Annotated in this window: 18 protein-coding genes and 4 pseudogenes; 16 read left to right on the top strand and 6 right to left on the bottom strand. The window is 67.0% G+C overall.

The window, feature by feature from the left end:
• Positions 1–19 precede the first annotated feature (19 nt).
• Positions 20–2,056 carry a SpoIIE family protein phosphatase gene (locus tag ACSHXN_RS40945; RefSeq protein WP_438306538.1) on the top strand — a complete coding sequence of 679 codons (2,037 nt, stop codon included), beginning with the start codon at positions 20–22 and terminating at the stop codon, positions 2,054–2,056.
• A gap of 225 nt (positions 2,057–2,281) precedes the next feature.
• A pseudogene (locus ACSHXN_RS40940) lies at positions 2,282–3,187 on the top strand (PucR family transcriptional regulator); the annotation flags it as partial.
• 201 nt (positions 3,188–3,388) lie between these two features.
• On the opposite strand, the gene ribA reads toward ACSHXN_RS40940, so the two are convergent.
• From ribA to ACSHXN_RS40920, 4 genes and pseudogenes are all read right to left on the bottom strand, one after another.
• Positions 3,389–4,075 carry a GTP cyclohydrolase II gene (ribA, locus tag ACSHXN_RS40935; RefSeq protein WP_438306112.1) on the bottom strand — a complete coding sequence of 229 codons (687 nt, stop codon included), beginning with the start codon at positions 4,073–4,075 and terminating at the stop codon, positions 3,389–3,391.
• Between the two features lie 291 nt (positions 4,076–4,366).
• Positions 4,367–4,542 (bottom strand): annotated as a pseudogene (locus ACSHXN_RS40930) (UPF0104 family protein); the annotation flags it as partial.
• Positions 4,543–4,785: 243 nt separating this feature from the next.
• Entirely contained in the window at positions 4,786–5,166 is a 381-nt protein-coding gene (locus ACSHXN_RS40925) for a nuclear transport factor 2 family protein (protein ID WP_355142522.1), read from the bottom strand.
• Between the two features lie 1,031 nt (positions 5,167–6,197).
• Positions 6,198–8,678 (bottom strand): SpoIIE family protein phosphatase, encoded by a 2,481-nt coding sequence (locus ACSHXN_RS40920; protein WP_438306110.1) that lies wholly within the window; start codon positions 8,676–8,678, stop codon positions 6,198–6,200.
• Between the two features lie 1,087 nt (positions 8,679–9,765).
• On the opposite strand from ACSHXN_RS40920, the pseudogene ACSHXN_RS40915 reads away from it, so the two are divergent.
• From ACSHXN_RS40915 to ACSHXN_RS40905, 3 genes and pseudogenes are all read left to right on the top strand, one after another.
• A pseudogene (locus ACSHXN_RS40915) lies at positions 9,766–10,192 on the top strand (transposase); the annotation flags it as partial.
• A 207-nt stretch (positions 10,193–10,399) separates the two neighbouring features.
• Entirely contained in the window at positions 10,400–11,395 is a 996-nt protein-coding gene (locus ACSHXN_RS40910) for a PP2C family protein-serine/threonine phosphatase (protein ID WP_438306108.1), read from the top strand.
• A gap of 150 nt (positions 11,396–11,545) precedes the next feature.
• Positions 11,546–11,932 (top strand): hypothetical protein, encoded by a 387-nt coding sequence (locus ACSHXN_RS40905; RefSeq protein ID WP_438306106.1) that lies wholly within the window; start codon positions 11,546–11,548, stop codon positions 11,930–11,932.
• 290 nt (positions 11,933–12,222) lie between these two features.
• Here ACSHXN_RS40905 and ACSHXN_RS40900 read toward each other — a convergent pair whose 3' ends face one another.
• Positions 12,223–12,555 carry a hypothetical protein gene (locus tag ACSHXN_RS40900; RefSeq protein ID WP_438306104.1) on the bottom strand — a complete coding sequence of 111 codons (333 nt, stop codon included), beginning with the start codon at positions 12,553–12,555 and terminating at the stop codon, positions 12,223–12,225.
• Between the two features lie 556 nt (positions 12,556–13,111).
• On the opposite strand from ACSHXN_RS40900, the gene ACSHXN_RS40895 reads away from it, so the two are divergent.
• From ACSHXN_RS40895 to ACSHXN_RS40885, 3 genes and pseudogenes are all read left to right on the top strand, one after another.
• A complete protein-coding gene (locus tag ACSHXN_RS40895; RefSeq protein WP_355142504.1) occupies positions 13,112–13,255 on the top strand; it encodes a hypothetical protein in 144 nt (47 codons plus the stop codon).
• A 444-nt stretch (positions 13,256–13,699) separates the two neighbouring features.
• Positions 13,700–14,111, top strand: a pseudogene (locus tag ACSHXN_RS40890) (IS701 family transposase); the annotation flags it as partial.
• 213 nt (positions 14,112–14,324) lie between these two features.
• Positions 14,325–14,717, top strand: a complete 393-nt coding sequence (locus ACSHXN_RS40885) for a hypothetical protein (protein ID WP_438306102.1) — start codon at positions 14,325–14,327, stop codon at positions 14,715–14,717.
• On the opposite strand, the gene ACSHXN_RS40880 is transcribed toward ACSHXN_RS40885, so the two are convergent.
• Positions 14,682–15,230: a hypothetical protein gene (locus ACSHXN_RS40880; protein ID WP_438306100.1), complete on the bottom strand. Its 549-nt coding sequence runs from the start codon at positions 15,228–15,230 to the stop codon at positions 14,682–14,684. The two genes, ACSHXN_RS40885 and ACSHXN_RS40880, sit on opposite strands and share 36 nt — an antisense overlap.
• A gap of 482 nt (positions 15,231–15,712) precedes the next feature.
• Here ACSHXN_RS40880 and ACSHXN_RS40875 point away from each other — a divergent pair, with 482 nt between their 5' ends.
• From ACSHXN_RS40875 to ACSHXN_RS40840, 8 genes are all read left to right on the top strand, one after another.
• Positions 15,713–15,901 (top strand): hypothetical protein, encoded by a 189-nt coding sequence (locus ACSHXN_RS40875; RefSeq protein WP_438306098.1) that lies wholly within the window; start codon positions 15,713–15,715, stop codon positions 15,899–15,901.
• A 463-nt stretch (positions 15,902–16,364) separates the two neighbouring features.
• The gene (locus tag ACSHXN_RS40870) at positions 16,365–16,667 is read left to right on the top strand and encodes a transposase (protein ID WP_438306096.1); all 303 of its coding nucleotides are present in this window, start codon (positions 16,365–16,367) and stop codon (positions 16,665–16,667) included.
• Positions 16,664–17,557 carry an IS3 family transposase gene (locus ACSHXN_RS40865; RefSeq protein WP_355141590.1) on the top strand — a complete coding sequence of 298 codons (894 nt, stop codon included), beginning with the start codon at positions 16,664–16,666 and terminating at the stop codon, positions 17,555–17,557. Before ACSHXN_RS40870 ends, ACSHXN_RS40865 begins: the two co-directional genes overlap by 4 nt.
• A gap of 745 nt (positions 17,558–18,302) precedes the next feature.
• The gene (locus ACSHXN_RS40860) at positions 18,303–19,346 is read left to right on the top strand and encodes a lytic transglycosylase domain-containing protein (RefSeq protein WP_438306094.1); all 1,044 of its coding nucleotides are present in this window, start codon (positions 18,303–18,305) and stop codon (positions 19,344–19,346) included.
• A gap of 112 nt (positions 19,347–19,458) precedes the next feature.
• Positions 19,459–20,502, top strand: a complete 1,044-nt coding sequence (locus tag ACSHXN_RS40855; protein WP_438306091.1) for an RNA polymerase sigma factor — start codon at positions 19,459–19,461, stop codon at positions 20,500–20,502.
• A gap of 109 nt (positions 20,503–20,611) precedes the next feature.
• Entirely contained in the window at positions 20,612–21,541 is a 930-nt protein-coding gene (locus tag ACSHXN_RS40850; protein WP_355141584.1) for an ABC transporter ATP-binding protein, read from the top strand.
• The gene (locus ACSHXN_RS40845; protein ID WP_355141582.1) at positions 21,538–22,308 is read left to right on the top strand and encodes an MlaE family ABC transporter permease; all 771 of its coding nucleotides are present in this window, start codon (positions 21,538–21,540) and stop codon (positions 22,306–22,308) included. The genes ACSHXN_RS40850 and ACSHXN_RS40845 overlap by 4 nt, the downstream gene beginning before the upstream one ends.
• A gap of 3 nt (positions 22,309–22,311) precedes the next feature.
• Complete coding sequence (locus ACSHXN_RS40840; protein WP_355141580.1) at positions 22,312–23,136, top strand: MlaE family ABC transporter permease; 825 nt, start codon at positions 22,312–22,314, stop codon at positions 23,134–23,136.
• Positions 23,137–23,145 lie beyond the last annotated feature (9 nt).

The raw sequence follows: 23,145 nt of genomic DNA, 5'->3' as shown, positions 1-23,145 counted from the left end.
TCACTCAAAGCAGTCAGTCATGCACATTCGTTACGAAGACATCCCGAATATCATTGAAGAGGCTGTTTTGGTATATGTCAGGGAGCCACAGATGGACGCCTGGGACGAACTCCTTCGGAGACCCACGCCGTCGGCTCTTTTGACCCTGGGCGGAGCTATCCTCCGCCTCAACGCGGCGATGGCCAGGGCACTGGGCAGGTCAGTGGAACAATGCGTGGGCCGTGGCTTCGGTGATCTGTTGCCCGCAAGCGAGCTGGCAGCGGTCGAGAGTCTCGTAGCTCACGCCGCCAGGACGAACACGGTCGCCATGCGAGTGCTGGAGTTCCCCGGGCCAGGTGCAGCATCTGTCGTCTGCCTTGTCGAGGCGCGACATGTGAACGATCCCATAGGTGGCGAGCCGCTGGTGTGGGTGCACTCGTTGGACGCGGGAAACGACCGGGGCGGTCTGTTGATCCCGTTCCGTCTGGCGGCCAGGGCCGCCAACCTCGGTCTGTGCATGTATTCACCCCGGGAGCGTGAGCTGGAGTGGCTCGGTGGCGCGCCCCCCTTGGCAGCGCTGTTCCCGAAAGCCTTCATCTCGTTGTCCGAGGTGGTTCGACGAGTCCACCCCGATGACCGCGGGGCTCTGCGACGGCTCGTGCCTTCGATGGTTGCTCGGTCCCCCTGGATCAGGTTGCGATTCTTCACCGAGTACGACGGTTGGCGCCTTCTGGTCTGCCAGACCCGTCGTGTCCTGCTGGGGTATGGGGGCCCTGAGCGGGTCTTCGGAGTGATCCGTGACGACAGCAAGAGGGAAGCGCGCCGGCGCAGAGCATTGGTCGCGCTGAGTGCTGAGCGTCAGCGTGCCGACGAGATCGCCGCCTTCTCCTCCGCCGTGATGACCGCAGTCACGGAGCAAGAAGTACGGCAGGTCGTGCTGACCCGGCTCGCCGCGACCTTCGGTGGTAGCGGCGCCGCGCTGGCGCTCGTCACGAAAGACCGCCTGTGCATCTGCACCGATGCCGGGATCCCACTACCGGTGGCCGCCGTGCAGAGCCTGCGGCTGGACGCCCGTAGTCCGCTGCCCTACGTGATCCGCACTGGCGAGCCGCAGTTCATTCGCAACCAGGCGGACTACATCCGTCGCTGGCCGCACGGGGCCATGGTGCCGTACTTCGACCAGCTCGACACCGGCTACGCCATCTCGATCACCCCCCTCAGCCCGGCCGGTGAGCAGCCGCTCGGAGCCTGGCTGGTGACCTACGACAGCGAGCACCGGTCGTCTCCGGATGAGCGGGCCCTCATGTGCACTCTTGCCGACCTTGCAGGCCAGGCGCTGAAGCGCGTCCGGTTGCAAGAGGCACGAGTCGAGCTGGCCGCGGCGCTCCAGCAGACCATGCTCCCCACGCTGCCCGAGCACCTCCCAGGCCTGGAGGTCGCCGCCCGCTACCGCCCGAGCCGAGACGGGCTCGACATCGGCGGAGACTGGTACGACGCCTTCGTGATGCCCGACGGTGCCATCGCCCTGGAGATCGGCGACATGCAAGGGCACGATGTGGACGCCGCCGCGGCCATGGGACAGGTGCGCGCCTCCATGCGCGCGATCGCCGCCCACGAACCCGATCCCGCAACCGTGCTGACGCGCACCAACGAGCTCCTCGTCACGATGGACGCAGCACGATTCGCCAGCTGCACCATGCTGCATATCGACCCGGGCGACGGACGGGTCACCGGTGCCAGCGCCGGCCATGTGCCGCTGCTGTACGCACGCGACGACGGCAGCCACAGCATCCGTGAGCTGCCGGGCGGCCCGGTGCTGGGAGTCCTGCCCGACGCCGACTACCCCGAAGAAACCTTCACACTGGACAAGAACGCCGCGCTGGTCATGGTCACCGACGGCGTGGTCGAAGGACCAACCCTGACACTGGATGCCGGACTGGAGCGAGCCGGAACACTGGCCGCCCAAGCCGTCCACGACGGGCTGAACGCCGAGGAGACCGCCGACCTCATCCTCGACGACGCGGTCGCGGAAAACCACCTCGACGACGTGGCCGTGCTGATCATCCGACGCACATGACGGCCCCCGCGTCCCTACTTACCTTCTGTAGGACCCCACTGCAAAACCCCCTTCTCACTCATTCGCGGAGTGGTTTTGTGCTCGATGACTCGGCTTAGCAGGCCGCGGAAAGTGTCCTCCGGGGTCGCGTCCAGGGAAGTGGTGTACGGGTTCGACCTGATCCGGGGGGTTGCTCCGGCGTTGGGATGAGGCCCGCATAGATGAACGGCCACCGGCTGATCTTCGAGGTTCCTGGTCAGCGCGCACCTCACGGCCGCCCGCTCAGCCTGGCCCGCGACAACCGGCCGCGCCGACGAGGCACTCGCCGCCGTCCAGCAGGGCATCGACGCCTTCGCAGAGGGTTTCGAGCGCACCCAGCGGCTGGCCGTACGCCAGGAGGAGGCGGCCCGTCGGGAGTTCATCGACTACCTTCTCTACGGCCGCAGCAACCTGGGCCGTCTCTCCGAACGCACCGAGCGCTTCGGCCTGCGTCTGTCCCACGCGCACGCGGTCGCCGTCGCCAAGGGCGTCACCGCTTACGGGGAGAGGGAGCCGGTTCCCAGACAGGTGGCACAGGCTGTCATCGCGCGGTTCGGCGACCGCAGTGTCCTGCTCACCACCAAGGAAGGCCGACTGCTGTGCATTGCGCCGGGCCACCAGGCTGACGTGCTCGTGCACTTCGCCAAACAGGCGCACGCCGCCGCCGACGGCGGACGGGTCGCAATCGGCCGCCCCCAGACCGGCCCCTGTGGCGTCGTCCAGTCCTACAAGGAGGCGCTCAACGCGCTGGAACTGGCCGAGCGCCTCGACCTCGACGAACAGGTCCTGCGCGCCGCAGACCTGGTCTACCCCGTCCTCACCCGCGACCGGCGGGCCATGGCCGGCCTCGTCCAGAACACTTTGGGGCCGCTGGTCACCGCTCGCGGCGGCGCCGAACCCTTCCTCGACACCCTGTCCGCCTACTTCGACTCCGGCTGCGTGGCCACCGAGGCGGCCCGCCGACTGTCTCTGAGCGTGCGCGCCCTGACCTACCGCCTGGAACGCATCCACAAACTCACCGGGGCCAATCCGGCCGACCCGACCCACCGGTACATGCTCCAGACTGCGGTCATCGGGGCACGGCTTCTGGACTGGCCCGCGACGGGTCCGTAAAGACTGAGCGCCGAATGAACGTGGGCCGATCTCAGCAAGGGTTGGTGATCGAACCGGGCGAGGCGCAGGACGCCCGGTCGGCACCGCCGGGTCCATTGCCCCGCTCTCAGGTGATTACGTGGTGTCGTCCACCGGTCGCCTCTGGCGGGAGACGACGATGTAGACGAGAGCACCGGCGGCGGTCGGCCGCCGCGTATCCGCTCACGACGAGTGCATCACAGCGTCCAGATGCGGCAGGTAGTGGTCGAGCCGTTCCCGCTTGGTGCGCAGGTAGGTGATGTTGTTCTCGCACGGCGGTATCAGCAGCGAGACCTGCTTGTCGGCCTTGATGCCGTGCCGCAGCAACGCCTCCCGCTTGCGCGGGTTGTTGGAGAGCAGGCGCACCGACCGCACCCCGAGATCGTGGAGGATCTCCGCCGCCACCTGGTAGTCGCGCGCGTCCACCGGCAGGCCCAGGGCGAGGTTCGCCTCCACCGTGTCCAGGCCCTCGGCCTGGAGCTTCATCGCGCGCAACTTCCCGAGCAGGCCGATGCCGCGGCCCTCGTGGCCGCGCAGATAGACGACGATGCCCCGGCCCTCGGCCACGATCTCCCGCAGAGCGGTGGAGAGTTGGGGACCGCATTCGCAGTGCGTCGACCCGAAGGCGTCCCCGGTCAGGCACTCCGAATGGAGGCGGACCAGCATCCCCTCCTCCTCGATGTCGCCGTACACCAGCGCCACTTGTTCCTCGCCGCGGTCGTGATCGAGATAGCCGACGGCCTGGAAATCACCGTATTCGGTGGGCAGGGGGGCGTTCACTACCCGGGTGACCCCGGTCGGGGCGTTGGCGATTCGGGTGACCCCGGAGGGGTGGGCATTCCCGCCGAGCACGCCGTCAATGTCTGTCATGATCTGTTCCTATCTGGTAAGCGCAGGCGGTACGAGACGAAAGGCCGCGAGGTTACTCGCCGCCCTCACCGACTCCTTCGAGGCGTATTTCTCCCTGGTCGCTTCGGACGAGGCCGAGGGCGGCGCCGGGTTTGGCCAACTCCGCGTCCAGACGCATCTTCGGTTCCGCCCGCGACACGCGAGGCGAACGCGGGTAGGGGAAGTTCGGCACGGGGGCACAGAGCGCGATAGGGGTACGCTCCGTGCCACGCCGGGATCCGCTCACCAGCGTCGACGTGCTCCGGTGCCGTCCGCTCCGGGCGCCCCGCAGGCTCGCGAGAAGCTGAGGACGCGGTACACCAGCGCGACCGTCAGCCCGTGTCCGCACCCAGCCCGGCCGCGCCGAGGGCCCACGCCGTGACACTGTCCCGAGGGCTCCAGTCGGCGACGTTCAGCGGAAGCGCCATGGTTATAAGTGGAAGCAGGGCATGTCAGAGAGGATCACGAGGTCGTGGTCAACCAGAACACGGACGGCACCGTTGTAGCCTCCAATGTCGGAGGCTACAACGGCGCCTATTCCGCTGGTCTCGTTCGTGGTCTTCTCGCCTGGCTGATTACTAAAGCGAGGCTGCCAATCGGTCTCGGCTTGTTGGCGTCTCGTGACTTGCTCTTTGGCGCGGTCCTTAACCCAAGGGCGGGGTTGCTTCGCGACCAGTAGTCTCGCGGGGCGGTTAGGTGCCCGGAGCGATCGCGCAGGCCGACACGCAGACCCAGGTGCCTTCACGCTTCTGGTACGCGTCCGTGTACAGAGCTTCCTGCTTCGCTCCATTGGCGAGCATGGTGTAAGTTGCGCGGCCGTGGATCAGAGCAACGTCACTGAGGATGCGGATATTGACGTCGTGTACAGCGAGATCCTTGAAGGGCCGCGGCTGAGCGATGTATTCGAGGAACTCGGCACGGTTGCGGGTAACACCCGGGGTCTGCACAATGAAGTCTTCAGCGAGGAACTCGCTAAAGCGCTTGACATCGCTGGCCTGGTCGGAGCTGACGTAGTCCTTGTTAAGCTGATCGAGGATCGCCAGATCTTCGCTGGACTGCTCGGTGTCGTTCACTTTCTTGTTCTTTCTCTGTGTGTTTCAGCGTTCAGTGCATGCGGCTTGTCGTTTCGGTGCCGTGTACGCGGTGCCGGCGTGCAAGGCTGTGGTCTGTCGATCGGGCGGGGTTGGCGCGGCAATCGCGGCTACCGACGAGATCACCGCGGGCAAGAATGCCTGGCGAGTCCAGTTGATCACCGGCACCACGTTTGGCATCGAGCCGTGCCCGTCTATCGTTCCACCCATAATTCCTGAAGGCTCCGGGCAACATGGCGCACCATGCAACCTCCGGTGAGCAAAAAGGCGTAACGCATGGTGTCACCGTTCGTTTGATTAGCTTCGATCCTCGGCGCCGTCTTACCAACAGCGCCGCGATCTCACCGGTTCGGCACCGCCCTCCCCCTGCCATCCGCGCCGGTGAACGTGGTACGACGCCGAAAGGGCGGTGCTGCTAAGGATGGTGAGCCGACGAAGCGCTGCCTCGATCTAGGGTGAATGACCCACAGCACTACCTTCTTAGCCATGCTGCACACTAAAATGTCCCGCGATTTGGACGCCGTGATAAGCAACGACGTCTGAACCCCGCTACGTCAGGTCGTGCTCGACCGTGGTGAGCTCCGCTCGTAACCGCCTTCCACCACCCCGCGCTTGGGGTAGGTGCCAGCACTGGGATGAGCTCTATCAAGGATGTCGGCGTACGCGGGGTTGCGGTGGATGAACTCACCGACGACAGGGCAGACGATTGTCTTTTCTTCCCGCTCTCCCGGATCTCGTCCAGCACGCGGGAGATGAGCTCCGTGTCCACCCGACGTTTGCGGTAGGCGGGGTCGACCGGTAAGCGACCTCAGCGATCGCTTCATCACTGCGGGCGGCGACCCGGCAACCTGCTCCGCGTTCGTTGAGGACATCAAACTCCCAGCAGCACTCCACCTTGCTAACGTAACCACCTCACGCAGGACAGGAGTTGACGCTCCCCTGCCTTGGAATCCGTACTGCTCACAGGTCCGCCTCTTGACGGCTGGCTGCGCTGGCGCGGCTTCATGGTGGTTTCACGCGTGGGCTGGCAGTTGTTGATCCACCCAGATGACTTTGCCGTCCGGGATGTGGCGGGTTCCCCAACGGCGGGACAGTTGAGTGACGAGGAAGAGACCGCGGCCGCCTTCGTCGGTGGTGCTGGGGTGCCGCAGAAGCGGGTGGCAGTGGCTCGCGTCGGAGACTTCGCACGTCAGCATCCCGTGCCGGATAAGGCGTAGATCGATGGTGTCCTTGCTGTTGCCGTGGATGATGGAGTTGGTGAACAGTTCGCTGACGATCAGCTCTGTGGAGTCGGCCAGGTCTTCCAGTCCCCACTGGGTCAGCTGCCGGGTAGCAAGGGTTCGGGCCCGGCTGATGGCGGCGAGATCGCTGGGGAACTGCCAAGAAGCGACCTGGTCTGTGTTCAGTGCGTGGGTCCGTGCGAGGAGGAGAGTGACATCGTCGCGCGGCGGCTTGGCCCGCAGTGTGTCGACTGTGGAAGAGCACAGATCGTCCAGTGTGTGGTGAGGCCGTGCGAGGGCCGCGCGCAGACGGTTCATGCCGGCGTTGATGTCCTGGTCGCGGGCCTCGACCAGACCGTCGGTGTAGAGGGCGAGCACGCTTCCTTCAGCGAGTTTCAAAGTTACGGACTCGAAGGGAACCAGTTCGAGTCCGAGCGGTGCTCCGGCGGGCAGGTCAGGAAAGGTGACGTGGCCGTGCGGGTCGATGACCGCGGGCGGGGGGTGGCCGGCCCGCGCCATGGTGCAGGTGCTGGTGACCGGGTCATAGACGGCGTACAGGCACGTGGCGGCCATCGTGGTACTGCCCGAGGGCGAGGGGTCGGCTTCCGCCTCGGTGAGGCGGATGACCTGCTCGTCGAGACGGGCCAGTACTTCGTCGGGAGGCATGTCCATTTCCGCGAGGGTGTGCATGACGGTTCGGAGTTGACCCATCTTCGCCGCCGCGTTGACGCCGTGTCCCACCACATCGCCGACGACCAGAGCGACGCGGGCGCCGGAGAGGGGGATCACGTCGAACCAGTCACCCCCGATGCCGTGGTAGCTGTCGGCCGGTAGGTAGCGCCAGGCCACATCAGCTGCGGAACCGCCCGTGGGGCGGTGCGGGTGCAGCAGGCGCTGCAGGGCGAGAGCCACGGAGCGTTCACGCACGTATCGGCGGGCGTTGTCCAGGGCCAGCGCTGCCCAGCTGACGAGTTCCTCGGCCAAGAGCAGGTCGTCCACCTCGAACGGCCTGGGGTCCTCCGTCCGCACGAAAACTGCCACGCCCAGCACTACGCCCCGGGCGCGGATGGGGACGACCATCAACGAGTGCATGGCGTGCTCGCGGAACTTCTCCGCCAGCGCACCGTGACGGTCCAGCCATGTACCCGGGGATGTGTCCAGTATCGGCTCGAAGTGGGATTTCCCGGAACGCAGGACTTTGGTGAAGGGCGACGTGGGCGGGACGAAGACCGGCTCTCCGCGAGCGAACAGGGACTCCGGTGATCCCGGGTGGATCGAGGCCAGGCCCGCACGGCGGAAGGCGGGGATGCGGCCGTCCTGTGGGCCGAGATGGGCCAAGGGCTCCTCGCCGAGTGGGACGGACTCCGCCAGGTCGACAGTGGCGTAGTCCGCGAGGAACGGCACGGCGAGGTCGGCCAGTTCCTGCGAGGTCTGCATGACGTCCAAAGTGGTGCCGATGCGCCTGCTGGCCTCGCCGAGGATTGCCAGACGCTCTCGCGCCCGTCGGGTCTCGGTGACGTCCACGCTCACAGTGCACATGCACACGCCCAGCGCGCGTTCCTGTGCGTCGTCGAGGCGGAAAAAGGACGCTGTCAATATGCGGTTGCTTCGCACGTTTGCCGGCAGCAACGCCGGGTAGTCCACGTCCATCGCCGAGTCCCCGGTCTCCAGCACCTGGTGCATCACTGCTTCTACTGTTTCGGCTCCCGTCCCAGGCGCCGCCTCCGTCAGCCTGCGGCCCAGCCGCAGGGAGAGAGGAAGGCCGTCCAACGAGCCCTGGATGTCGTTTGCTCGGACGCAGCGCAGGTTCGGGTCCTGTATGCCGACTCCGATCGGAGGGCGGCTCGGCAGCATGAGCGTAGCGAGGAACGGCGCCACCCCTGTGGTCCCGGCCGGCCACGCGGGAAGCGTGGCCTTGTCGGTCGCCCAGACCACCCACCGGTCCGGACCGTCCTGCCCGGACAGCGATGACACGCACAGGATGACGTCGATGCTGCGGCCGTTGCGGTGGCGCACCCGCGCGAAGTCGCACCAGCGGCCCCAGAGGGTGCCTTCTTGCGCGGCCTGTGCAGCCTTTACGCGATCGTCAGCGGCCACCAACAGGACACCTGCCGACCGCCCCACCACCTCCGCGGCCGAGTAGCCCACGAGCCGTCGAGCGGCCTGCGACCATCCGACGACCGTCCCCTGCGCGTCGAGGAGAGCTATCGCCGGGCTGACCGTCTCGATAGCCGACTGAGCCTCGGAGACTGCTGCGTCTACGGAACTGCCCATCGCTTTTCCTTTCTGCGTCCCCCGGTGATGCGGTGCCCAACTGCTCTGCTGTCGGATGGATGGATAGCTCCAAGACAGGGTGTGATCGAGCTACCAGGCACGGCAGTCCATAGCCCATTCCCGCTGCCCCCGACGGCGGCTGCGGCGGTGGTCACGGCCCCTCAGACGTGCTCAGCCGAGACCGATGTCGGGGCCGGGGCGCGGCCAACGGGGCGTCGGCTGACGCCGACGTCAGCCGCACTGCCGTCCGGTGACGCCCCGCGTGCTCTGACCCCGCCTCACGCGTCAGTCGCCACCTGCTGAGAAGGCGGTGCAGCCAGGCCCTTAAGAGCCAGTCGCCAGAATCGGAGTGACCAGACAGATCCGGCAGGTCGGTGGTCAGCCCGGCGACTGCGGCACCACCAAATTGGCGAGCGGAGTTGATCGAGTGCTCCCGCTACGAGATCGCAGAGAAGCGCTCACCAACGCAACGGACAGTCCGATGACGCAAGACACCAACGCGTACGGCGGGCATGAGTCAAGCAAAAAAAACTGACCTCGCGCATGATGACCGTGAAGCTGCCAGCCTCGGCGGCTACAAAGACAGATGTGGGCTACCAGAAAGGGCGGGCACGAGCGCGGCTTATGCCGATCGACCGGCATAAGCCACAGGGGGTCCGTCACGCGTGTCCGGGTGGATCATGGCCTGCCTCCCGGGCGAGCCTGGCCCAGTCGAGACGAGGCGTGCGCTCCGAGGGGCGCTGCAGGCTTCCGTGTGCTTCGTTCGTGTTCACACCTGCAAGCTACTGACCTATTTGCCCCGAAATGTGGTCCATTTCTCCAACAGATTCCCAGCCCAATTCTGCGGACAAGACAAGATCGCGATCTACGGAGCTGGAGTACTCACCCGCTCCCGAATATGCGACGTGGCACTCCGGCTTCGCGGTGCGCTGGCCTAGCAGGCGGCACGCGGTGCCCCGACTGACCGTTCGGCGCGAAGTGGTCCACCTTTCCGTCTCGAAAATGGGCCGCACGCATGGACAGCGAAGCGCATACGGTCAGGTCATGACTGCCACAGCGCCCACCGGGACGAAGATCGGGGCCTTCCCCTCGTTCCCCAGTCCTGACCTCGATTCCGCAGGACGCGGTCAGGACAACCACCATCTTGCTGATCACCGCGGGCGACGGCGCCAGCTTCCCCGCCCCCACCCACCAGGCTTCCTACGCCGGCCTCGCCCCGGCCATGAAGTCGTCCGGAACGTCGATCCAGGGCAAACACGCACCACCGGCCGGGAACCGGCAGCTCAAGCGCGCGATGCCTCTGCCCGCGTTCGCCACCCCGCACGATCCTGCCTCCTGCACCTACTACGACAAATGCTGGGTCCGAGGGATGACACACACCCAGGCCCTGCTCCGCCTGGCCCGCCACCGCATCAGCGTGGTTCGCAATGCTCCGGCACGGCACCTTCGATAAACCCAGAACCCCCCGCCCGGTTGACGAAAGGCACAGAGGTACTTCTCGGCAGGTGGGATGACTGGTCGCTGGTCGGCCGTTGCTGCAAGGGGGACGAGTATGGGAGCACATTGTGAGCGTTGTGACCGGCATCGGATCGGTGGCTGAGGGTCCCAAGGTGTGGTGCCGGGCCGCGCCGCATTTTATGTGGCTGCTCGGGCCACTGGCCGTGATTGTCGCTGTCCCTGTGGCCGATGCGTTCCTGCCGCCGGATATCCACGTTGCGCACGTGCTGGACATCGCCGTGGCGGTCGTCGCACTCAGCACCGGCCCACGCCTCACCGCACTTATCGGCTCACTGAGCGTACTATCCCTGATAGTGGCAGGTGCGGAACGTAGCATTCTGAACACAGAGAGCGTCATCGTCGAACTCGGCGCCCTTACCGCACTCTGCGCCTCCCTGGTGCTCTTCACACACCTGCGGGACCGGAGCCAGCAGAAGCTCCTCCGGTGCCGCTCCATCTCCGACGCAACACAGCGCGTCCTACTGCGCCCCCTGCCCGAACGGGCCGGCCCGATCGCGCTGGCCTCGCACTACCGCAGCGCGGAGGCCGACGCGCGCATCGGCGGTGACCTGTATGCCGTGGCCCGCACCTCCGGTTCCACCCGGCTGCTCATCGGGGACGTCCGCGGCAAGGGCCTGGCCTCGATCAGTGACACCGCAGTCGTGCTGGGCGCCTTCCGAGCCGCGTCCCACCGCCAGATCCCGTTGCCTCAACTGGTCGGCCACATGGACGATGCCATCCGCTGGGGCCTCGCGGAATTCTCCGGGTCCGAGGACGACGTCGCTGAACGATTCGTCACTGCCGCCATCGTGGACATCCCGGACGACGAGCCGGTCGTACACCTGGTCAGTTGCGGGCACCCGCCGCCCCTCCTGCTGCACCGCGACACCCCCGCCGCGAGCGCGCTCGTGGTGCCCGAGCCGGCGCCGCCCCTCGGCCTCGGCGCAATCTCCAGCAGCCTGTATGTCCCGGCCACCTTCCCGTTCGACGAAGGCGATCGGCTGATGCTGTACACCGACGGTGTCACCGAAGCCCGTGACCAAAGCGGCGTCTTCTACCCACTCGCCGAACGGGTTACCAACTGGGCCCACCACGAACCCGAAACCATGCTCCACCAAGTCGTCACCGACCTGCAGGAATACACCAATGGCCACCTCAACGACGACATGGCCATCGTCGTCGCCCGACGGGACGGCAAAGCCGCGACCGCGACCGCCTGAGCTGGTAGAAGCACGACCACCCAAATATTGGCAAACGGCACCCAGGTATGCGGAAGCGCGGAAGAGCCAGCCCCGCGACCTGCCGCAGGCGGATGCGGCAAGGGACTGCCAGGACGTGTTCTGACGAGTACTGGCTCTCTCCTGCAATCGATGGAAGATCAGTACTCCCCCCAAGATGGCCACCACCGGGTCGGCCATGGTCAGGCCGGGCTGTGTGGCCAGGAGTCTGCCCGCGTTCAAGGACGGCCCCGCTTCCTCCGCTACAGCTACGAGAGCATCCAGGCACTCGCCCCGCACGAGCTGACGAAGGGATCCTCGCCGCGCTCCAGGAGCTGGCCAGCCGGTACCCCGGCCCCGGCCTGCCTAATGTGCCTCGAGGCAGTGGCGGACCTCGTCGAGGAGTGCCACCGCCGCTGGTACGCGGAGTGGGCTCAGCAGCAGTACGGCTGGGACATCCCCGAACTCCCCAGCCCCGTCAGGGCCGTGCCGACCCGGTCTGGCAAGCCGAAGCCGGAAGACCCGCCCGCCCTGTTCTGACGGCCGATCACCAAACAGGGCCGGGGAGGCTAATCCCCAGCACCCGGCCATTCGCCCACCCCTCATCACCCGCACACACGGGCACAGTGGGGCGAAACAGGGCAACTGCTACGATCTCTCTCGGTGTAACAGCCACATTCGCGGGCAGCTCGATTGGATGGAGCACCGGTTCCCGTAGCCAGAGGTTGGAGGGTCGAGTCCTCCCTCGCGGTCCGCAAAGCGCCCCTATCTGGATCGGTTGGGGGCGCTATTCTGCCTTCTCGGTGAGGTCGGGCTTGAGCGTCTACGGTTCAGGCGACGTCGTTGTACCAGCCGCTGCAGTTGGTGTAGATGCCGCTGCCGGAGTTCGTCAGACACGCCCTGTAGCGGACCAGCGTGCCCTCAGGCAGATCTAGGTTGAACACTTTCGGCGGCGCGTCGTAGCCGTTGCTGTTGATGAAGTACGAGATTGACCCGTCGCGATGCGTGTCGAATTCTGCGACTGCGGATAAGCCGTCCGCCGAGTAGTCATGAACGGTGAGTATCTCGCCGTACGACTCGAACTCCACATTGGCGGAGCAGCCTGGATTGCACACGCCGCCGCTCGCCACAGCTGCCGGCGCGTTCAGTACTGTACCCACCACTAAGGCTACGATTGCACCTGCGAATGGCATTAAACGCCGAGTTCGCATTCTGTTGTACCTCCTGCAGTCGGTCCCGGATGGACTTGCGACCCAAGGGCATGACGCTTAGGAAGCGGCCTGTCCGTCGCTGGGCGTCCAGATGTGGGTAGAGCTGGTGCCGTAGGCGGAGCGTGCGACCGATCAATCCTGCTTCAGGCGACAGCGTGCTGTGCCTTAACTCCCGGCGCTGCCATAGCAGGGCTCCGGAAATGCGATTGCAGTCATTGGTGGAGCTGCGCACTAAATCCCTGCCGCCAGAACCGCGGCTGACTGCGGCTCAACGGCGCATGAGCGTACTCGCATGGCTCCCCCTAACGACACCACGGATGACGCTTTGCAGACGCTACAGGCGAACTCATCAGCCACACCAGGTCCTTGCGTCAACTTTTGCCTCCTCCATTCCATGCAGTGCCGATGGAGGCTCGTCTCGGCGCAGCGAAAGCGCCTAGCAGCTAGTCCTCCTAGCACGCTGCTGGTTGTGGGCCGAGCGAACCGCCGGCCTCCCCCTGGGACCTCCATGCCAGCAGGTTTCGCTGCCCCCGGCGTTCTCTTCGCCGGGAACTCCTCCGCCCCAGATCGCGCCTTCTACCGGCTCGTGTTCAGCAAGCTGCCCCGCGACCGGTACACCCGGTACGTCGAGACCACGTCCATAGTCCCGTGAACTGTGCCGGCGGCGCGGTCAGCTGAAGCCGGGCACCGCTACGGTGCCCGGTCGAGGATCGGAGCAGTTGATGGCGCGGCGCACTGCACTTCTCTGCGACGGCGCGTGTTTCGTGGCCTTGAGGCCTGTGCTCTCCCTCCGGGGCCTGTCCGGTCGGTCATGTCCGATTCCGGGCTGGATCTATCCTGAGCACCCAGGGGTGCTGTGGAGAGAGAGCTACGTCTACCTAGGCACCGTCACCGCCGCAGGCCCCGTCATCTAGCTCCACACATGATCGACCGGACAGGCTCGTACTCCAGCAGGACTTTGTTGTCTGGCCTGCGGTTTTCGCTGGGCTGCTGGAGTGTAGCGGGAGTTCGATCGTGCGGGACGGTCTCACGGAGACCGCCCCTCGATCGTGCGATAACGCCGCAGGTAGTGACAGCGGCGGGGCAGCCTCCGAGGGTGATCAGCGAGCATGCCGCCGCGCAGTGGGACCGAACTGGACGATCTCTTCCTGTCCATCGGGCACCGCTTCGGCCGGGTCGAGCTCCGCCGCCGCATGCGTGACTACGTACGCGGGCTGCTCGCCCCCGTGGCCCGCAATCACAGCTGGCAGCTGGCCGAACAAGCCGGCCACCCCATGCCCGACGGCCTGCAGCACCTCCTCGCCGGATCGAAGTGGGAGCCCGAGGACATCCGCGACGACCTGCAGGAGTACGTCGCCGACAAGCTCGGCGAGGCCGACGGCGTTCTGATCATCGACGACACCGGGTTCATCAAGAAGGGCACCACCTCAGCCGGGGTCCAGCACCAGTACTCCGGAACCGCCGGCCGCACCGAGAACTGCCAGATCGGCGGTGCCGTTGCGAGGGCATGGTCCGGTCTGTACTTGTGAGGCGTCCTACGGTCAAGGTGCACGATGGGCCGTGGTGGGCTCAAGTGAAAGGTAAAGAGACGGGATTTTGCCATTCTTGCACCAAGGAACCGGACTGCCATGGTGCCGCGTCTACGCTCGTGTTATGCGGCAACGAGCGCTCGGCAAGGTAGCCCGAGCTGCGTGTGAGCCTGGCTTATTTGAGGGGGACGCATGAACGTTCGAAAGCACATCACCGCCGCGACCTTATCTGCGGTTCTGCTTGGCGGTGCTGTCGCGCTTGCCCCGGCCGCCAGCGCTGCCAGCTACCCGAACCAGAACTGGTCGCAAATAGCAGGTAACCATGCCGGGGTGGTGTTCCACCCCTATGGGGACAAGTTCGAGATCTGGGACAATCTGCACGACGGATACATGGTCTGGGTTGAGTACAACTATAAGGGCGTCAGTGACAAGTGGAAGCTCGTTGGATCTGAGGTAGACAAGCACGTGACGTACTCCCACAACGTTGCTGAGTCGATCAACGGCAAGCCTGCCTATATCTACTTCAGGGTCTGTGACTCCTGGGGTTGCTCAAAACCGTCTTGGTATCGCACATGGGGGAGCTGACGTCGCTGGGAACCGCCGCGGGCAGGCCGAAGACACAGCCGGTGGCGGTGCCCAGGATCGCCCCCCGGCGCGCACCCGATGCACTTCGCCTCCCCAGAGGATGCCCGCCGCGACCAGCAACAGGTTGGCGCCACAGCCGATCACCCATTCCCACCAGGTGATAGAGGAGGTCTTCCCGCCGCTTGGGACTAGCGTGATGAGCAGACCGGCCAGACCGACCGCCATGACCGCCGACGTGCCCCACTCGCGCCGCCCCAGACGACTACCGAAGAAGAAACCGGAGAAGATCAGCGCCGCCGGCAGTTCCAGTGCGAGCAACGGCTGCACCACGGCGAGCTGGCCATTGCCCAGAGCGACAGCCTGCAGCAGGAATCCCGCGATCACCGACGCGATCCCGCCGAACCACACCGGACGGTGCAAGAGGTGCCACACCAGTCGCGGGCTCAGGTTCTCCTCCGAGGGCTCCTCACGCGCAGCCTTGCGCTGCAGCGCGGAAGCCAGCGCGTTCGCCACAGCTGCCAGTACATCCAGCAGGGAGCTAAGCACAGCACCTGGCGGACACCAGCAGCATGCCCGGCCTGTGCAAGGCTGCTGCTGCAGGGCTGTCGAGCGAGCGCGGTTCTGGCAACGGTGTGCTCGGCCCGGCCTCGGAGCAACACCGGCATCAGCAAGCTCCATGTGCCGGGAACACTCCGCGGGGATGGGATGAGCCGCAGGTGCCGGTCAGAACAGAGCCGTTGTCCGAACAGATGGTCGTCGTCACCGGAGCATCGAGTGGTATCGGACATGCTGCAGCCAAGGAGTTTGCCCGCCAAGGCCGCGCCCAGCAGGAACATGTCGGCGTAGCGAACCGGGTCGGGGGCGAGCGGTACTCGGGCCCCGTCGGGCTGGGATCAACCTGGACATGGCCGACAAGGGCACTCTGGCGGTGAACGCGCGCGGCATGCAGCTCGGCATCGGCCCCACGAGTCTAGGTGCTCGCCTCGATCACCTCCGTGACCGGCGCAGTCTTCACGCTGCCGGTCGGTGTGCTGACTGACCTGGTCCGCGGCCGGCTGCTGGGCGGCAGCATTGTGCTGTGGGCCGTGGCGACGGGGCTGTCAGCGGCTGCGCCCTCCTTCGTCTGGCTCGTCGTGGTCCGCGGCGCGGTCGGCGCGGTAGGTGATCACGCGACACCTGGCTAAGGCTCCAGCCTCGCCCGCGAATTCCGATTCCGCACACTTCCAGCTCTCTACCACCCGCATGGCTGCCACTGCTCGCGCCCCCGACGCCGCCGGGTCAGGATGAATTCGTCCCTGCGCTCTGGCGTCCTCGTCTCAGGTCGCAGGTAGTCGAGGCCGAGCGCGCCTCCCGCCCACCGCCCTTCGGACGGCCATCCGCAAGTGGGAGGCGCGCTCGCAGGGCCATGATGCGCCGGTGGGTCGACAGCGTCACGCTTGAGATAGCGGAAGGCGCCCCAGGGCGGCTGTGGCTATCCAGGTCCGCTTCACCGTTCTGGGGTGTAGCCGCAGCGGGCTCATTGACCCGCGCCGACAAAAGAAGAGTTGCGTCGAACGTAGCCCGCTGGCTGCGGGCGTCCTGAAGCTCCCCCGTTGACCTGGACACGTGGACACTGGGACGGATGGGTCCCAGGGGAAGTAGTTCAGGTTGAGCAAGAGCAACCGCAGCAAGCGGTACACGGAGGAGTTCAAGCGTGACGCCGTCGAGTTGGCGCTGGCCTCCGACAAGACGGTCACCGAGGTCGCCCGTGACCTCGGCGTGAGTGCGGAGGGTCTGCGGGGCTGGGTGAGGCAGGCCAAGGCCGACCGGGGCCAGAGCCGGCCGAGCGAGTTGACCTCGGCCGAGCGCGAGGAGCTCAAGCGGCTGCGCAAGCAGACCGCTGAGCAGGCCAAGACCATCGAGGTCCTGCGAAAAGCGGCGGTCTTCTTTGCGAAGGAGAGCGATCGATGACCGACGTCTACCGGTTCATCGAGGCGGAGAAGACCACCTTCAACGTCGCTCTCCTGTGCCGGCTGCTGAAGGTCGCCCGTTCTTCCTTCTACGCCTGGGCCAAGGGCGAGGCTGCCCGCCGACGCCGCCAGGAGGCCGACGACGTCCTGGCCCACGAGATCCCCGTGCTGCACATCGCCTCCAAGCACACCTACGGCGTCCCGCGCATCCACGCCGAACTGACCCGGCTCGGCCGCCACGTGAACCGCAAACGGGTGGAGCGGATCATGCGTGAGCGCGGCATCACCGGCGTCACGCGCCGCAGGCGCCGAACGCTCACCCGTCCCGCCAAACGGGCGATGCCCGCCCCTGACCTGGTCGGCCGGGACTTCACCGCACCGGCTCCCGGAGTGAAGCTGGTCGGCGACATCACCTTCATCCCCACCGAGCAGGGCTGGCTCTATCTGGCGACCTGGCTGGACCTGGCAACCCGTGAGATCGTCGGATACGCGATGGCCAACCATCACCGGGCCTCACTGGTCGTCGACGCGCTCACCATGGCCGCCGGCCGGGGCGACCTCCAGCCCGGCTGCATCGCCCACTCGGACCGCGGCAGCGAATACACCTCTGAAGAACTCCGTTGCACGATAAGTGAGTTGGGCCTGCGGCAGAGCATGGGCCGCACCGGATCCTGCTACGACAACGCCGCAGCTGAGAGCTTCTTCGCCGTCCTCAAGGAAGAGATCGGCCTCCGCGTCTGGCCGGACCGGACCACCGCCCGAGCGGCGATCTTCACCTACGTCGAGACCTTCTACAACCGCCGGCGACTACGAAAGCACCCTCAGCGGGGCTACCTCACGCCGCTCGAGATCCGGCAGCGACACCAGCGAGGTCACTCCCTGGCAGCGTAAGAAACGAGTGTCCAAAGGTCGTGGGGGAACTTCAGTCCTGTGTTAATCAGAGTGCGCTGCTTGCACATGAGGGGTTTGGTTTCGGGTGGCACGCTGCTGTCTCTTGCCCCGCCTACCCGCACTCCGCGTCGGGTGGCACGGCGGACACAAACGGGAGGGAACATGCACATCCGCTCGCGCGGTATCACGGTTCTGGCAGCAGCGGCCCTTGCAGCAGGCGGGCTCACGGCCGCGACCGGCACATCGGCCAACGCGGCACCCGCTATAGCAGCGTAGGTCTTTCCCGCGCATCAGTCCTCGGTCGCGTTGGAGTGCGAGCTCTGGCGATACCGGAGCAAGACCTCCTGGAACGACTCCTGCCCGTCAGACGGCTCCGCAGCCAGCTCCGCGCCGTGAAACGCAAGATGTCCAACTACCACCTCAAACGAACCGAACACCGTCTCTGGCCGCAGCCGACCGGCACCGGTACTCAAGCCGTCCTCATCACAAGGCCCCAACCCACAAGCCCGTAACGCAACGGCATTGATGGTCTAAGCCTGTCTAAGCCCGTCACCAGCTGGAGCATGACCAGCGACAGCGGCTCCCAGGCCGCTGCCGCCGAGCCGAATCACAGCCCCCCTTGACAGACACGCATGCGTACTCCTCTCCGGTAGAGGCGTCCGCCGATCCCCCGGTTCCGTACGACGGACCTGCCCTCCGGCCGCGTAGAGCAGATGACGGATTCACCCACGGAGGGGACCGCACGATGACAGCGCGTGCACTCAAGGGGGCACTGAGGGGTGCCAGGGGTACGGCGATCGCGGCGGCGGCGATGGCCGTGCTGACCGCGTCGCAGGCGCCGAGGGCGGTCTCGGCCGAGGCCGCGGAGCCCGCGCGCAGGGCGGCACCCGCCGAGCACGGCCTCAGCGTGTCCGGCGACACCCCGTACCGCACCGATCTTCCCCCGCTGCGGACGCGGAAGAAGGGCTCGGCACAGGGAATGACTGGCGGCGGCGCCCTGCCCGCGAGCGTGTTCGCCGCGTACCGGCGTGCCGAGGAGGAGCTGGCGCGGAGCGCGCCACGCTGCCGGCTGCGTTGGCAGCTGTTGGCCGCGATCGGCCAGGTGGAGTCCGGGCAGGCGCGGGGCGGACGGGTGACCCGGGACGGTACGACCGTGACGCCCATCCTCGGCCCGCGGCTGACCGGCGGCGCCTTCGCTGTCGTGGCGGATACCGACGGCGGCACGTACGACGGGGATGCGGTGTACGACCGCGCGGTCGGCCCGATGCAGTTCATCCCGTCCACCTGGGCCCGCTGGGGAGCGGACGGCAACGGCGATGGCCGGATGGATCCGAACAACGTCTACGACGCGGCGCTCGCCGCCGGCCGCTACCTGTGCGCGGGCGGCCGGGACCTGTCGACCCCGGTCGACCTGGACCGGGCGATCCTGGGCTACAACCACTCGGACGCTTATCTACGCACCGTCAAGGCGTGGTACGCGTACTACCTGACCCGACACCGCCTGGTGCCGGACGTGTCCGACGGATCCCGGTCGGCCCGGCCGGAGCCGTCCCACCCGAAGAGGCCGAAGCCCTCGCCGTCGAAGCCGTCGGACGAGCGGAAGGCGGGCTCTGGTCCTTCGAGCACGCCGTTGCCGTCGCCCACCTCACCATCTCCCAGCCCGTCCCTCAAGGCCGGCGTCCCGAAGGAGTCTGGGACGCCGCTGGTTCCGGTCCCCGAGCCGACCCTCACGCTGCCCGGCGGCGGTGTGCTGCCCGACGCGGGGTCGCTGACCGCCGGCAACGGCTGAACACGATGGGCGACTCCCCCCTCCACAACTGCCACTACTCGGCGGTAATGTCGCCACCGACGGAAGCACAGGACCGGCGGGTGAGTGCGAAGGGGCTCTCTTGGCGACGGACATGCCTGCGGACACAGCGGCCGCCGACGAGCGTTGGCAGCGCATGTGGAGCCATCGCGAGCAGCTGCTCAAGGTGGCTCGGCGGCGATCCATGAGCCAGGAGGACGCTGAGGACGCCGTTCACGAGGCGATGCTGCGCGCCGCGGAGCGCCCGGACCTTGACGACGAGCGGCTGGGCGCCTGGTTGACGACGGTGACGATGCGGCTGTGTGTCGACCGGTACCGGCAGGTCAACCGCGAGGCCGAGGTGGGCCGCCTCCCCACACTCGTCGCGCCGGGCCCGGTACCCGTCGAGGAGGCGGTGTGCGACCGGGCCGAGGCGAAGTGGCTTGCTGTGCGCAGCGGTGAGTTGCCCGCCCGGCAGGCGGAGGCGCTTCGTCTGAGGTCCGAGGACTTGGACGTGAGTCAGGTCGCGGTGCGGATGGGACTCAGCTACCGGACTGTCGAGTCGCTGCTGGCCCGGGCTCGGCGGACGTTGCGCGCCTCGCTGGCCGGGACGCTCGGGCTGGTGCTGTTCTTGGTCGGGCGCGGGCGGCTGCGCGGGGGCGGCAATGTGCAGGCGCTCGTGGTCACTTCGACGGCGGCGACCCTGGTGGTGGCGGGGTTGGTGCTGCCGTACGCGCTCGACGGGGGCGGAGACGGAAACGGTCCGGTGCCGCGGCCCGCCGTGTCCAGCGACGCGCAGATCCTGGACGGCGAGGCCGCGGGCCGGGGGCGCAACTCCGGGACGCCCGCCCCCTCGCCCTCGGCATCCGGGGCTTGGGGCCGGACGCTCTCACCCACTGGGGGAACATCCGTGCCGCTGAGGGTGTCGGTGCCGTCCCCGCCGGAGGTATCCGCGTCGGCGCTCTCGGGGTTGTCGGTGCCGCAGGTTACGCAGGTGCCCAAGGTGCCGGACTTGCCGACTGCCGTGCCCGGCCTGCCGAGGGGGTCGGCGGCCTCGTCGGTCCCGTCGCTTCCCCCGGCCTCGGCCGTGCCGGCCGCTCCGCTGTCCGTCCCCACCCCGAGGACGCCTTCACGCACGCCGTTGCCGAAGCTGCCGTAGCGCCCCGTACACGCGTCCGCGGAAAATTCTTTCTCCGCCGCGACGGACGCCCCTGTCCTCCCCGTAGAGCAGATGTCGGAACTGCTCCATGGGCGAAGGATGGAACCGGATGGGTGTCGAGATCTGTGTGGAAGGGCTGACCAAGTCCTTCGGCCGCCAGGTCATCTGGCAGGACGTCTCGCTGACGCTGCCCGCCGGGGAGGTCTCGGTGATGCTCGGCCCCTCGGGGACGGGTAAGTCGGTGTTCCTCAAGACGCTCGTGGGGCTGCTGAAGCCGGAGCAGGGCTCGGTGAAGGTCGCGGGCCGGGACATCACCCGCCTGCGTGAGCATGACCTGTACGAGGTGCGGAAGCTGTTCGGCGTGCTGTTCCAGGACGGCGCGCTGTTCGGCTCGATGAACCTGTACGACAACATCGCCTTCCCGCTGCGCGAGCACACTCGCAAGTCCGAGAGCGAGATCAAGCGGATCGTCCTCGAGAAGATGGACATGGTCGGGCTGATCGGCGCCGAGGGAAAACTGCCTGGTGAGATATCCGGCGGTATGCGCAAGCGGGCCGGGCTCGCCCGTGCCCTGGTCCTCGACCCGGAGATCATCCTGTTCGACGAGCCGGACTCGGGTCTGGACCCGGTCCGCGTGGCCTACCTCAACCAGCTCATCGTCGACCTCAACGCACAGATCAACGCGACCTTCCTGATCGTCACCCACGACATCGCCTCGGCCCGCCAGGTCCCGGACAACATCGGGCTGCTGTTCCGGCGCGAGCTGGTGATGTTCGGGCCCCGCGAGGAGCTGCTGGCCAGTGACGAGCCCGTCGTACGGCAGTTTTTGAACGGCCGGATGCAGGGGCCGATCGGCATGGCGGAGGAGAAGGACGCGGCCCAGCTCGAGCAGGAGCTGGCTCAGATCGACGAGGGCGGCCCGGCCGATGCTCTGACTCCCCGCCTGCTTCCCGGCCCCGGCATCACCCGCCCGCCCCGCTGGGAGGCGATCGCGAGACGTGAGGCCAAGCTGCACGGGACGGGGGTGGCGGACGCATGAGGCTCTCTCCGACGGGTGCGCTGCGGCACTCGGGCAGCCTCTTCGCGGTGGCGCTGGACGTCGTCCGGTCCCTGCCCCGCCGGCCCTTCCAGGCGAGGGAGTTCATCCAGCAGGCCTGGTTCGTCGCGAGCGTCACGATCCTGCCGACGGCTTTGGTGTCGATTCCCTTCGGGGCGGTCATCGCGCTGCAGATCGGCAGCCTGACCCGGCAGTTGGGCGCGCAGTCCTTCTCCGGTGCCGCGTCCGTGCTCGCCGTGCTGCGGGAGGCCTCGCCGATCGTCACCGCGCTGCTGATCGCGGGCGCGGGCGGCACGGCGATCTGCGCGGATCTCGGGGCGCGCAAGATCCGGGACGAGATCGATGCGATGCAGGTGCTCGGCATCGATCCGATCCACCGGCTCGTCGTACCGCGGGTGCTGGCGTCGATGGTCGTGGCCGTGCTGCTCAACGGCCTGGTCTCGGTGGTCGGTGTCGCGGGCGGCTACTTCTTCAACGTCGTCCTCCAGCACGGCACGCCCGGCGCCTACATGGCGTCCTTCACCACCCTCGCGCAGCTGTCGGATTTGTGGGCGGCGGAGATCAAGGCGCTGGTGTTCGGGGCCATCGCGGCGATCGTCGCCTCGTACAAGGGGCTGACGGCGCAGGGCGGTCCGAAGGGTGTGGGCGATGCCGTCAACCAGTCCGTGGTGATCACTTTCATGTTGCTGTTCGTGACGAACTTCGTGATGACTGCCGTGTACTTCCAGGTCGTCCCGCAGAGGGGTTAGCCGATGAGACCGCGACAACTCCTCGATCGCCCCTTGCGTTCACTCGAAGAGCTCGGCGCCCAGCTGTCCTTCTACGGCCGCTCCTTGGCTTGGACGGGTCGCACCCTGCGCCGCTACAAGAAGGAGATCCTGCGGCTGCTCGCCGAGGTGAGCTTCGGGCGTGGCGCGCTCGCCGTCGTCGGTGGCACGGTCGGCGTGATCGCGTTCCTGTCCTTCTTCACCGGCACCGAGGTCGGCCTCCAGGGCTACGCGGCCCTCAACCAGCTCGGCACCTCCAACTTCGTGGCGTTCCTGTCGGCGTACTTCAACACCCGGGAGATCGCTCCACTGGTGGCCGGGCTCGCCCTGTCCGCGACAGTCGGCGCCGGGTTCACCGCGCAGCTCGGCGCTATGCGGATCAGCGAGGAGACCGACGCGCTGGAGGTGATAGGCGTGCCGTCGCTGCCGTTCCTGGTGACGACGCGGATGATGGCCGGCTTCGTCGCGGTGATCCCGCTGTACGTGATCGGGCTGCTGTCTTCGTACCTGGCCGCCCGCACCATCACCACCGGCTACTACGGGCAGTCGACCGGCACGTACGACCACTACTTCCACCAGTACCTGCCGCCTGTCGACGTGTTCTGGTCCTTCGGCAAGGTGATCGTCTTCGCCCTGCTGATCATCCTGGTGCACTGCTACTACGGCTACCACGCAAGCGGCGGCCCGGCCGGTGTCGGCGTCGCGGTGGGCCGGGCGGTGCGGACCTCGATCGTCGCCATCAACGTCCTGGACTTCTTCCTCAGCCTGGCGATCTGGGGCGCCAACACGACCGTACGGATAGCGGGGTGAGAGCGGTGC

This window comes from Streptomyces sp. HUAS TT11, from assembly GCF_051553595.1.
Lineage (GTDB): Bacteria > Actinomycetota > Actinomycetes > Streptomycetales > Streptomycetaceae > Streptomyces.
This window is presented reverse-complemented; position numbering and strand designations above follow the sequence as displayed.

Bases quoted from the DNA above. Each gene is read 5' to 3' on its own strand.
- ACSHXN_RS40945 (WP_438306538.1), top strand. From the start codon at position 20: ATGCACATTCGTTACGAAGACATCCCGAATATCATTGAAGAGGCTGTT.
- ribA (WP_438306112.1), bottom strand. From the start codon at position 4,075: ATGACAGACATTGACGGCGTGCTCGGCGGGAATGCCCACCCCTCCGGG.
- ACSHXN_RS40920 (WP_438306110.1), bottom strand. From the start codon at position 8,678: ATGGGCAGTTCCGTAGACGCAGCAGTCTCCGAGGCTCAGTCGGCTATC.
- ACSHXN_RS40905 (WP_438306106.1), top strand. From the start codon at position 11,546: ATGGAAGATCAGTACTCCCCCCAAGATGGCCACCACCGGGTCGGCCAT.
- ACSHXN_RS40895 (WP_355142504.1), top strand. From the start codon at position 13,112: ATGCCAGCAGGTTTCGCTGCCCCCGGCGTTCTCTTCGCCGGGAACTCC.
- ACSHXN_RS40885 (WP_438306102.1), top strand. From the start codon at position 14,325: ATGAACGTTCGAAAGCACATCACCGCCGCGACCTTATCTGCGGTTCTG.
- ACSHXN_RS40865 (WP_355141590.1), top strand. From the start codon at position 16,664: ATGACCGACGTCTACCGGTTCATCGAGGCGGAGAAGACCACCTTCAAC.
- ACSHXN_RS40860 (WP_438306094.1), top strand. From the start codon at position 18,303: ATGACAGCGCGTGCACTCAAGGGGGCACTGAGGGGTGCCAGGGGTACG.
- ACSHXN_RS40855 (WP_438306091.1), top strand. From the start codon at position 19,459: ATGCCTGCGGACACAGCGGCCGCCGACGAGCGTTGGCAGCGCATGTGG.
- ACSHXN_RS40850 (WP_355141584.1), top strand. From the start codon at position 20,612: ATGGGTGTCGAGATCTGTGTGGAAGGGCTGACCAAGTCCTTCGGCCGC.
- ACSHXN_RS40845 (WP_355141582.1), top strand. From the start codon at position 21,538: ATGAGGCTCTCTCCGACGGGTGCGCTGCGGCACTCGGGCAGCCTCTTC.
- ACSHXN_RS40840 (WP_355141580.1), top strand. From the start codon at position 22,312: ATGAGACCGCGACAACTCCTCGATCGCCCCTTGCGTTCACTCGAAGAG.